The following is a 10,859-nucleotide window of genomic DNA, read 5'->3' on the forward strand; positions in this document are numbered from 1 at the left end:
TTATCGGCCTGCTGGTTGGCGGCCCCATCGGCCTGCTCCTGGGTATATTTGTCGGTCACCAGTTCGACCGCGGCCTGCGTCGGACCATGGAGGCTCATTCCCCGGAGAACATCGCCCGCCTCAAGACCCGGTTTTTCGAGACCATATTCCTGCTGCTGGGGCATATGGCAAAGGCGGACGGGCGCATCTCGCAGCACGAAATCGAGCACACCGAGATGATTATCCGCCAGATGGGCCTGGACGCCGGTCAGCGCCAGAGCGCAATAGCCCTGTTCAAGCAGGGCGCGGCGCCTGATTTCGACGTGCGGGCCACGATCTCGGCCTTTCTCGAGCTCTGTGGGCGCCAGCTCCAGCTGCGCCAGACCCTGCTCATGTTTCTGGTGTCGCTGGCACTGGTCGATCACGGCATTGAACCCGAAGAACGGCGGGTACTGGATAACATTGCCGGGCTGTTGGGTTTCAACCCGATGCAGCTCGAGCACCTGTTGCGCATGGCCCAGGCCCAGGCGCAGTTCCATCATCGCCCGGGCGGTCAGGCCACCGCCGGTCCCGATCGGCTGGAGGCCGCCTATGCCGCGCTCGGCGTCAGCCCGGACGTTGCCGACCGCGACCTGAAGAAGGCCTACCGCAAACTGATGAGCGAGAACCACCCGGACAAGCTGATCGCCCGGGGTGTGCCCGAGGATATGCTCAAGGTGGCTACCGAGAAGTCCCAGGAGATCACGGCGGCTTACGAGCTGGTGTCCCGCAGCAGGAAGTGACGCCCCGGACAAGTAACGGCCGGTGCTCTGCTGTGGCTTCGGGGGGGAGGCTGTTGGAGGGTGTCGACTGACGCCCGGTGAGTGCGGCGTCAGTCGGTTGGGCGCGGCGCCGTCAGGCGCCAACGACCCGGTTGTTGAATTACTGGATGATGATTTCCACGCGCCGGTTTTGCTGCCGGCCAGCTGGCGTATCGTTTGAAGCGACGGGCTGGCTTGAGGCCAGGCCTGTGGCGACAATGCGGCTCGGTGCTATGCCACGAGTCATCAGTGCCACGCGGACGGCATCGGCGCGCGCCTGGGACAGGTTCAGGTTGGTGGTATCGCTGCCGGTGCTGTCGGTATGCCCCTCGATCAGCACAGTCTTGTCCTGGTACTCCTCCAGATAGGCCGCCAGCCGATCCACTGAGCTCAGTGCGCCCGGCAACAGCTCGGAGCGACCAGTGGCGAACAGTACGCTACCCAGAGTCAGCACCATGCCGCGAGCGGTCTGTTTGGCCTGCATGTCGGCGAGCTGCTGCAACGCAGCCTCCTCCTTGAGGCGGGCCTCATCTGCCTTGCGACGGGCCTCCGCTTCCAGGCCGCGGGCTTCCGCTTCCAGACGACGAGCCTCTTCAAGCCTGCTGGCTGAGGTAGAGAGCTCTGCTTCCCTGGCCTCCAGCTGCACGCGATCCTTGACCTTGCTGAGCTCGCTTATGCTGCTCTCCGCCGCACGCCGTTCGGCAATCGCCCGCGCCGTGGCGAGTTGGCTGCCGGCTACATAGGTAAGCGATTCGGCTTCTGCCGCGTCGCGCGCCGCGAGAGCGGCCTCCAGTGTCTTTCCCGCTCGTTCCAGCGGCTCGGCGGCGTACCTGATTACTGCCGGGTCATTCTTCGCCAGTTCATAGCTTTGCTCGACTGACAGTAATGCCTCGCTCCGCTGCGGCGCTCCTGCGCATCCCGCAAGAACAATTGACGCGGCAACCGTGGCGCCGAGAAGAAACCTGTGGTGTAGTCTCATTGGATTCGTGCCCCCGTATCGCTACGCTGATTACTGTTTGGATTGCGCGCGTTCTATCTCGCTGCGCAGGATTTGTATGCTCTGTTCCAGTTCGGAAGCGGCACGAGTTGCCTTGGCGGCGTCGGTCTTGGCCCGGGCGAGCTCCGCATCGGCTTCTGCTTCCGTAGCCAGGCGACGGGCCTCGTCGAAGTTCTCCGCCCGCAGGGCGGCTTCGGCCCGCTGCAACTTGGTGCGCGCGCGATCTGCTTCGACCGCCGCGTAGGTCCGTGCTTCCGTATCCGACAAATTGCGGACCACTGCGCGTGCAGAGGCCATTTCGCCGACTGGTTCAGGTACGCTGCTGCACGCGGTGAGCAGGATTGTGGCCGCGACCACCGCGAGTAGGGAAAGCGGCTTGCCGCCCACTCTGCAATTCGACAAAGCGTTCATTTCGGTGAACTCCTGTGAGTAGTGTAATGTTGCATCGAGGCAACTTCTCGTCCGGGAGCGGCGTCCGAACTGACGGGCCAGTATTCCACGAACACGTGCTGGAACCGTTGAACAGGCCGCGTTTCACGTTACCCGCACAATAGTTGGGGGCCCGCCAACCCACAAGTGAATTGTACCGCTGGATTGCGTGATTAGTACGGCCGAAATTGCTGGAATAAATTCAGGATCCCGGAGCTTTTCCCGCAACCGGGGGCAGCGGCCCCGGCGCGGTGTCCGGGATGCCTGTCCGGGGCAGCGGCCCCGGCTGCGGTTGGCGTTGCGCGGCTACAGCCGCCAGAACATCGGCGTGAACAGCACCAGCAGGGTAAAGATCTCCAGGCGCCCCAGCAGCATGGCGAGACACAGCAGGGCCTTGGCGACGCCGCCGATGCTCGAGTAGTTGGCGGCGACCTCGCCCAGGCCCGGGCCGAGGTTGTTGAGGCAGGCGGCCACGGCCGAGAAGGCGGTGGTGAAGTCCAGGCCGGTGCCCAGCAGCGCCAGCATCATGGTCACGAAGACGAACATGTAGACCGCGAAAAAGCTCCAGACCGCGCTCACCACCGTGGCCTCGACGCGGTGGCGGCCGATCTTCAGCGGAATCACCGCCTTCGGGTGGACCAGCTGCTTGAGTTCGCGGATGCCCTGCTTGGCGATGAGCATCAGGCGCACCGATTTCATCCCGCCGGCGGTGGAGCCCACGCAGCCGCCCATGAAGGAAAACATGATCAGCATCAGCGGCAGGAAGGTGGGCCAGGCACTGAAGTCGTGGGTGGCGAACCCGGTGGTAGTAGCAATCGATATGGTCATGAACAAGCCGTGGATCAGGCTGTCCTCGACGGTCAGGACGTCACTCAGGATCAGGTAGCTGCAGGTGATCGCGATGCCCACCAGCAAGACCCCGAGGAAGAAGCGGGACTCGGAATCCTGGCGGTAGCCGTTCAGGCTGCGCCGCCGCCAGGAGAGGAAGTGCAGGCCGAAGTTGAGCCCGGAGATCACCATGAACAGACTGCAGATCAGCAGCACGCTGTTGCTCTCGAAGTAGCCCATGCTGGCGTCGTGGGTGGAGAAACCGCCAATGGCTACGGTGGAGAAAGAGTGGGCTACCGCGTCAAAACCGCTCATGCCTGCGGCCCAATAGGCCAGGGCGCAGACCACGGTGAGGGACAGATAGACGAAGAACAGCGCCTTGGCGGTTTCCGCGATGCGCGGGGTGAGCTTGCGGTCTTTGGTGGGTCCGGGAATTTCTGCACGGTACAGCTGCATGCCACCGATGCCGAGCATCGGCAGCACCGCCACGGCGATCACGATAATGCCGATTCCCCCCAGCCACTGCAGGAGCTGCCGGTAGATCAGGATGGACCGCGGCAGCTCGTCGAGCCCGGTGATCACCGTGGCGCCCGTTGTCGTCAGCCCGGAGATGGATTCGAATATCGCATCCATGGGACTGAGCTCGAGCCCCTCGGTGAGTATGAACGGCAGCGCGCCGGCAATGCCCAGCACGGTCCAGAACAGGGAGGTGACCAGGAACCCGTCGCGAATCCGCAGTTCGTGGCGGACATGTTGCACTGGCAACCAGAGCAGCAGGCCGGCGATGAAGGTCAGCCCCAGGGCGCTGGCGAAACTGGAGAGAGTGTGGTCATCATCCACCAGGGCAAATCCCATCGGCACCAGCAGGGTGCTGCTGAACAGCATCAGCAGCAGCCCGAGGATGCGCATCGAGATGGTCAGGTGCACGGCGGCGGGATCAGGAAAAGAAGCCGAAACCGACCGCGAACAATTTCTCCACGGCCGAGATCTTGTTGCGATCGAGCAGGAACAGCACCACATGGTCGCCGGTTTCCACCACCACATGCCGATGCGCGATCAGTACCTCATCGCCGCGCACGATGGCGCCGATGGTAACCCCTTCCGGGAGGCTGATCTCGTCCAGGCGCCGCCCCACCACCCTGGAGGAGTAGGTGTCGCCGCGGGCGGTGACCTCGATGGCTTCCGCGGCACCGCGGCGCAGGGAGTGCACATTGCTGATATCGCCGCGCCGCACGTGGGTCAACAGGCTGCCGATCGTGATCTGCTGGGGTGAGATGGCGATATCGATCTCGTCGCCCACCAGGTCGGCGTAGGCCGGGTTGGTAATCAGGGTGATGACCTTTTTTGCGCCCATGCGCTTGGCCAGCATCGACATCATGATGTTGGATTCGTCGTTGTTGGTCAGGGCGCAGAAGACGTCGGTAGCCTCGATATTCTCGGCGGACAGCAGCTGCGGCTCGGAGGCACTGCCGTGGAGGACGATGGTGTGCTTGAGGGACTCCGACAGTACCCGGCAGCGGGGGTAGGACTGTTCGATGACCTTGACCTGGTAGCGTCCCTCGATGCTCTGGGCCAGGGTAGCGCCGATATTGCCGCCGCCGGCGATCATCACCCGGTGATAGGGCTTGTCCACCTTGCGCAGCTCCGACATCACCTTGCGGATGTCCTTGCGCGCGGCGATGAAGAACACCTCGTCATCCGCTTCGACCACTGTGTCCCCCTCGGGGATGATGGCGCGATCGCGACGGAAGATGGCCGCCACCCGGGTGTCGACCTTGGGCATGTGCTCGCGAATGTCCTGCAGCTCATGGCCGACGATGGGGCCGCCGTGATAGGCGCGCACCGCCACCAGCTGGATTCGGCCCTCGGCGAAGTCCAGCACCTGGAGGGCGCCGGGGTTGGCGATAAGCTCCACGATGGCCTTGGTCACCAGCTGTTCCGGACCGATGATCACGTCGACCGGGATGTTCTCGGGGGTGAACAGGCGTTCCTGGAACGCCAGGTAGTTGGGCGAGCGCACCCGGGATATCTTGGTGGGTGTGTTGAACAGCGAGTGGGCGATCTGGCAGGCCATCATGTTGATTTCGTCGCTGTTGGTCACCGCAATCAGCATGTCGGCGTCCTCGGCGCCCGCCTGATAGAGCGTATCGGGGTGGGATGCGCCGCCGGCCACCGTGCCGATGTCCAGCCGGTCCTGCAGTTCCCGCAGGCGATCGGTATCCGTGTCCACGACGGTAATGTCGTTCTGTTCATTAGCCAGGTGTTCGGCGAGCGTGCCCCCGACCTGGCCGGCGCCGAGAATGATAATCTTCATTGCTGGGGCTGTTCCCCGGAGATTTCCTGCACCTTAATGAAAAGACTGGTCGATTGTAAGTGGCGGAAACTGAAATAGTGCAGCCCGGGCACTTTCACGGGCGGCGTTGCAGCAGGCTGAAGAAGAGTCCGTCCGGGCCGCCGCTCTGCGGGAGCAGTTGCACGCCGCAGGAGCGTTGCTCCCCGGGCAGCGGGACTGACAGCAGGGCGGCGTCTCCGGTGGTGGCGAGGAAACGTTCGAGCACGGCGCTGTTTTCCGCTTCCAGCACGGAGCAGGTCACGTACAGCAGGGTACCCCCCGGCCGCAGCAGGGGCCACAAGCCCTGCAGGATCCACAGCTGCTGCTTGCCCAGCGCCGCGATATCCTCTGTCCGGCGCAGCAACTTGATGTCCGGGTGGCGGCGGATGACACCGGTGGCTGAGCAGGGAGCATCCACCAGAATGCGGTCGAAGCTCCCCGCCAGCAGGGTCGCCGGCGGTGCGGCGGCATTGCCCTGGACAACGTCCGCCTGCAGCGACAGTCGCTGCAGGTTGTCGCGAACCCTGTCCAGTCGGGAAGCATCGACGTCCATCGCCGTCAGGGCGATGCCGGGTTCCAGTTCCAGCAGGTGGCAGGCCTTTCCCCCGGGAGCGGCACAGGCGTCCAGCACCCGCTCACCGGCGCGGGGCTGCAGCAGGTGCGCGGCGAGTTGCGCAGCCTCGTCCTGCACACTCACGCGGCCGTCGGCGAAGCCCGGCAGGGCCGAGACGTCCACCGATTGCTGCAGATAGACCGCGTCGGATGCCAGCTTGCCCGCCGAGGCAGGAATCCCGGCTGCAGCCAGTGCCTCCAGGTAGGCGTCCCGACTGCCCTGACGGCGGTTGACCCTGAGTACCATCGGCGGCTGTTCGTTGTTGGCTGCCATGATGGCGTCCGCCCGGGCCGGCCAGTCCTGTTGCAGGGCAGAGAACAGCCACGCGGGGTGCGCGGCAATGGCGGCGGGCGACAACTTGCGGTCAAGTTTTTCCCGCTCTCGCTGATAGCTGCGCAGTACCGCATTGCACAGCCCCTTGGCCCAGACCTTGTGCAGGGCCCGGGTGGCGGCGACCGTGGCGGCCACCGCGGCGTGGTCGGGTATCCGGGTTTCCTCCAGCTGGTACAGGCCCAGAAGCAGCAGTGCCTCAATGTCCCGGTCGCGATTTTTCAGGGGCTTGCTCAGCAGCAGCCCCAGCTGCGGCCGCAAGCGGGGGTAATAGCGCAGGGTGCCGTAGCAGAGCTGCTGCAGCAGCCCGCGGTCCCGCTCGCTGACCGAGGCCAGAGCCGCCGGCAGCAACTGGTTCAGGGAGCCGCCTTCCAGCACCCCGGCGATCGCGAGGGCCGCCGCCGCCCGCGTATCGACGGCCATCAGCTGCTTTCCGGGGCGGCGACGGGCGCGAACCGGGAGCCGGGGGCGAACAGGGCGTCCCGCGCATTGAGAACATCCGCCACCGGCAGCGCCCTGGCGCCGGCGAGTTGCAGCTGGCGGATACGCAGTGCGCCCTCGCCGCAGGCGACGAGAATGCCCTCACGGTCGGCACTGAGGACCGTGCCGGGGCTGGCCCGGTTTCCCGCTTCGACCGTCTCTGCGTGCGCCTCCAGCACCCGCACCCGCTCACCCCCGAGGATGCCGAAGCAGACCGGGAAGGGGTTGAAGGCGGCCACTGCCCGGGCCAGCTCGGGGGCCTCGCGCTGCCAGTCCAGCGCTGCCTCGGATTTTTCTATCTTGCGGGCGTAGCTGGCGCCGGCTTCGTCCTGGGCCGTGGCGGATATGCGGTACGCGGGCAGGTCGTCGAGTACCTGCAGCAGCAGTGGAGGGCCGATGTCGGCGAGCTGATCGTGCAACATGCCGGCGCTGGTGCCCGGTGCTATCCGCAGGCTCTCCCGCGCCAGCATGGCACCGGTATCCAGGCCCGCGTCCATTTGCATGATCGTAATACCGGTTGCGGGGTCCCCGGCCTCGATGGCGCGCTGGATGGGGGCGGCACCGCGCCAGCGCGGCAGCAGCGAGGCGTGGACATTGATGCAACCGAGGCGCGGGGCATCCAGCACCGGCTGCGGCAGGATCAGGCCGTAGGCCACCACCACCATGACATCGGCGCCCAGCGCCGCGAGCTCGGCCTGGGCTTCGGCGTGGCGCAGGCTGGCGGGCTGGAATACCGGTATTCCAGCCGCCGCCGCGACCTCCTTGACCGGACTGGCCTGCAATTTCTTGCCGCGCCCGGCGGGGCGGTCGGGTTGGGTATAGGCCGCGACGACCCGGTGGTGACTGGTCAGCAGGGCCCGCAGATGGGTGGCGGCGAATTCGGGGGTGCCGGCGAAAATCAGGCGCAACGGGTCACTGGCCACCGTTCAGGCCTGGCGCCGCTGATCTTTTTCCAGCTTGCGGCGAATGCGCTGGCGCTTGAGGGGGGACAGGTAATCCACGAACAGCTTGCCGTCGAGGTGGTCGATTTCATGCTGCAGGCAGATGGCCAGCAGCCCCTGCAGCTCGCGGGTAAAGGACTCGCCGTTGCGGTCCAGGGCGGTGACCGAGATGCGCTGTGGCCGCTCCACCGTTTCGTAGAAACCCGGGACGGAGAGGCAGCCCTCGTCGTATTCGCCCAGGGTGGGGTCGAGCACGGTGACTTCCGGATTGATGAAGACCAGCGGTTCGCTGTGGTCTTCGCTGATGTCGATCACCAGCAGCCGCTGGTGGACATTGACCTGGGTTGCCGCGAGACCAATTCCCGGGGCCGCGTACATGGTGGCAAACATGTCGTCGATCAGCGCACGGGTGGCGTCAGTGACTGCCTCCACCGGCACCGCCCTGGTGCGAAGCCGGGGGTCGGGAAATTCGAGAATGTCTAGTACTGCCATGGTGTTAGCTGCCTTCGGGACTCTGCCGGCGGATGGTAAATTAGTCACATTGGGGCTTGCCACGGGCCCATGCCCACCGCAAACTGTGGCTATTATATAACTGCTGGCAAGGTAGTGCCCAGCGCCGCCCCACCGGTAGCGTACTTGCCTTCAGGGGGAGGTCGCTGCGCCGGTCTGGCGGGTGAACGATAACAGGGGCAGGTTGGACGGATCATGAGAGCGAAGTCTTTTTCGGTTTACCTGGTACTGCTTGGCAGTCTGTTGCTCAGTTCCTGGCTGCAGGCGGCAGTAGAGCTCAACGAGAATGTCCCGGATACCTACATCGTCAAGAAAGGCGATACCCTCTGGGGCATATCCGGCATGTATCTGCGAGAGCCCTGGCGCTGGCCTGAGCTCTGGGATGTCAACCCGCAGATCGACAACCCCCACCTGATCTACCCCGGCGATGAACTCTACCTGACCTGGGTCAACGGGCAGCCGCGGTTGCAGCTGCGTCGGGGGCGCGACGTCAAGCTGGAGCCGGGCATGCGGGTGTCGTCCCTGGATCTGGCCATCCCGCTGATACCGCTGGACCAGATTGGCGCGTTCCTCAAGCGGCACCGCATTCTGGATGCCGACGAATTGAACAACTCGGCCTACGTCGTGGCCGGCGACCAGGGGCGCCTGATCGCCGCCCCGGGCGACCGTATCTATGGCCGTGGACCTTTCCCGGACGGTGAACGCAGCTACGGCATCTACCGGGCGGGGGACACCTACCGCGACCCGATCACCAGCGAGATGCTCGGTTACCAGGCGATGGACATCGGCAATGCGCGACTGGTCAGCAGCAACCGCGAAGAAGTGACCGAGCTGGATGTTACCCGGGTGACGGAAGAGGTGCGCATAGCGGATCGCCTGTTACCCCAGCGCGAGCAGGTGCTGGACGCTACCTTCCAGCCCCGCGCACCGGCGGTGAAGGTCACCGATGGTTTCATGATTGCGGTCGACGGCGGGGTCAACCAGGTCGGCCAGGGCAATATCGTGGTGCTCAATCGCGGCGAGCGTGATGGCATTGAGGTTGGGCATGTGCTGGCTATCTATCAGGTCGGTGGCGTTGTCTTCGATCAGGTCGCGCGCCAGAACGTGACCTTGCCAGATACCCGCGCCGGCCTGCTGATGGTGTTCGAGGTATTTGAGAAAGCCAGCTATGGCCTGGTGTTGCGCGCCAGCCGCCCGCTCAAGGTGCTGGACAAGGTGAAAAACCCCTGACAGAAGCGCGGCGACCACGGAGCGGTCGTCGTCTGCAGGTAGAAATGACCCAGGCATGACGTCAAGGATGATGTATGGATGCTGCCCACGCTCGACTGTGTCTGCTGCTGCACAGTCTGCCCCATCTCGATAACGCCGGGCTGCGGCGCCTGCTGCAGCACTTTGGTTCACCGCAAGCTGTCTGGGAGGCGGAGGCGTCCGCTCTCGCGACTGCGGGGGTGGATGGCCCTGCACGTGCCGACCTGGTCACTGCCCGCAAGCGCGGCCGTCATCCAGCGGCGGCCCGGGATGTCGATCGCCAGCTCGATGCCCTGCTCGCCGTCGATGGGCGGGTTGTTGCCCTGGGTTCCGCCGACTACCCGCCCATGCTCGCGGCCATCCACGACCCGCCTCCCCTGTTGTATCTGCGCGGCTGCGAACAGCTGCTGCGGGCGCCGCAACTGGCCGTGGTGGGCAGCCGCAAGGCCAGCCCCCCCGGTATCCGGCTGGCCCGGGAACTGGCGGCCGCCGCGGCCCGGGCCGGACTCGCCATCACCAGCGGCCTGGCCCTGGGCATAGACGGGGCGGCCCATCGCGGGGCCCTGGACACGAACGCTGGCAGCATCGCGGTCATGGCCACCGGCATCGACGCCATCTATCCCCGGCGCCACGAACCATTGGCCCGGGAGTTGCTTGAAAGTGGCTGCCTGGTCAGTGAGTTCGCCCCGCTGACGCCGGCGCTGCCGATGCATTTCCCGGCCCGCAACCGCATTATCAGCGGGCTCGCGCTCGGGGTGCTGGTGGTCGAAGCGGCCCTGCCCAGCGGCTCGCTGATCACTGCCGGTACCGCGCTGGAACAGGGCCGGGAAGTGTTCGCGGTGCCCTGGTTTCCCGGCCACGCGGGCGGCCGCGGCTGTCTCCGCCTGCTGCGTGACGGCGCGGTCATGGTGGAGACTGTCGACGATATCCTGGCGGAGTTTGGCACCCTGTTGCAGTGGCAGCTGGAACTGACACCAGCGGCCGCCGCAAGCGTCGGCGCGGGCCAGCCCTGGCTGCTGTCTCTGGTCGGTTATGAGGTGGTGACCGTGGAAGCCCTGGTTGAAGCATCGGGCCGGTCCGTGGCCGAAGTGCTGGCAGCGCTGTCGGCGCTGGAGCTGGATGGCAGCATTGCCCGCCACGGCGGCGGGTACATCCGCTGCTAGGATAAATTTAACTTGAGTAATGACTGCTGCACCAGTATCGTGCGGTCATCAGTTTTATCAGACAAAAGTCAAGAAAAGGGGTAGAAAATGTTCAGGAATCTGGGGAAGAAAGCTTTGTTGGGCGGCGCGGTGCTGTTATGCGTCACGCTTGAGGCTGCGGCGCAGTCCCGGCCCAATCTGATGTATTGCGGTGGCAGCAGCGCAACCGG

General features: G+C 65.1%; 10 protein-coding genes. 3 read left to right on the top strand and 7 right to left on the bottom strand.

The window, feature by feature from the left end:
- Positions 1-761, top strand: a 761-nt coding sequence (gene djlA / locus RJQ10_RS19020; protein WP_350149068.1) for a co-chaperone DjlA, incomplete at its 5' end; no start/stop codon positions are given.
- Between the two features lie 139 nt (positions 762-900).
- Here djlA and RJQ10_RS19025 read toward each other — a convergent pair.
- From RJQ10_RS19025 to def, 7 genes are all read right to left on the bottom strand, one after another.
- Positions 901-1,758, bottom strand: coding sequence for an OmpA family protein (locus RJQ10_RS19025; protein ID WP_350149070.1), 858 nt, complete (start codon positions 1,756-1,758; stop codon positions 901-903).
- A gap of 30 nt (positions 1,759-1,788) precedes the next feature.
- A complete protein-coding gene (locus tag RJQ10_RS19030; protein ID WP_350149072.1) occupies positions 1,789-2,187 on the bottom strand; it encodes a DUF4398 domain-containing protein in 399 nt (132 codons plus the stop codon).
- Positions 2,188-2,511: 324 nt separating this feature from the next.
- Complete coding sequence (locus RJQ10_RS19035; protein ID WP_350149074.1) at positions 2,512-3,960, bottom strand: TrkH family potassium uptake protein; 1,449 nt, start codon at positions 3,958-3,960, stop codon at positions 2,512-2,514.
- Positions 3,961-3,970: 10 nt separating this feature from the next.
- A complete protein-coding gene (gene trkA, locus RJQ10_RS19040) occupies positions 3,971-5,347 on the bottom strand; it encodes a Trk system potassium transporter TrkA (protein WP_350149076.1) in 1,377 nt (458 codons plus the stop codon).
- A gap of 94 nt (positions 5,348-5,441) precedes the next feature.
- On the bottom strand, positions 5,442-6,731 hold the full coding sequence (rsmB, locus tag RJQ10_RS19045) for a 16S rRNA (cytosine(967)-C(5))-methyltransferase RsmB (RefSeq protein ID WP_350149078.1): 1,290 nt from the start codon (positions 6,729-6,731) through the stop codon (positions 5,442-5,444).
- Positions 6,731-7,711, bottom strand: a complete 981-nt coding sequence (fmt, locus tag RJQ10_RS19050; protein ID WP_350149080.1) for a methionyl-tRNA formyltransferase — start codon at positions 7,709-7,711, stop codon at positions 6,731-6,733. The genes rsmB and fmt overlap by 1 nt, the downstream gene beginning before the upstream one ends.
- Positions 7,712-7,714: 3 nt before the next feature.
- Entirely contained in the window at positions 7,715-8,221 is a 507-nt protein-coding gene (gene def, locus RJQ10_RS19055; RefSeq protein WP_350149082.1) for a peptide deformylase, read from the bottom strand.
- A 213-nt stretch (positions 8,222-8,434) separates the two neighbouring features.
- Here def and RJQ10_RS19060 point away from each other — a divergent pair, with 213 nt between their 5' ends.
- Together RJQ10_RS19060 and dprA are read left to right on the top strand one after the other, a co-directional pair.
- A complete protein-coding gene (locus RJQ10_RS19060; RefSeq protein WP_350149084.1) occupies positions 8,435-9,469 on the top strand; it encodes a LysM peptidoglycan-binding domain-containing protein in 1,035 nt (344 codons plus the stop codon).
- 74 nt (positions 9,470-9,543) lie between these two features.
- On the top strand, positions 9,544-10,650 hold the full coding sequence (gene dprA / locus RJQ10_RS19065) for a DNA-processing protein DprA (RefSeq protein WP_350149086.1): 1,107 nt from the start codon (positions 9,544-9,546) through the stop codon (positions 10,648-10,650).
- Positions 10,651-10,859: the final 209 nt, after the last annotated feature.

Source organism: Haliea sp. (genome assembly GCF_040222615.1).
In the GTDB taxonomy this organism is placed as follows: domain Bacteria; phylum Pseudomonadota; class Gammaproteobacteria; order Pseudomonadales; family Halieaceae; genus Haliea.

Bases quoted from the DNA above. Each gene is read 5' to 3' on its own strand.
- RJQ10_RS19025 (WP_350149070.1), bottom strand. From the start codon at position 1,758: ATGAGACTACACCACAGGTTTCTTCTCGGCGCCACGGTTGCCGCGTCA.
- RJQ10_RS19030 (WP_350149072.1), bottom strand. From the start codon at position 2,187: ATGAACGCTTTGTCGAATTGCAGAGTGGGCGGCAAGCCGCTTTCCCTA.
- trkA (WP_350149076.1), bottom strand. From the start codon at position 5,347: ATGAAGATTATCATTCTCGGCGCCGGCCAGGTCGGGGGCACGCTCGCC.
- rsmB (WP_350149078.1), bottom strand. From the start codon at position 6,731: ATGGCCGTCGATACGCGGGCGGCGGCGGCCCTCGCGATCGCCGGGGTG.
- def (WP_350149082.1), bottom strand. From the start codon at position 8,221: ATGGCAGTACTAGACATTCTCGAATTTCCCGACCCCCGGCTTCGCACC.
- RJQ10_RS19060 (WP_350149084.1), top strand. From the start codon at position 8,435: ATGAGAGCGAAGTCTTTTTCGGTTTACCTGGTACTGCTTGGCAGTCTG.
- dprA (WP_350149086.1), top strand. From the start codon at position 9,544: ATGGATGCTGCCCACGCTCGACTGTGTCTGCTGCTGCACAGTCTGCCC.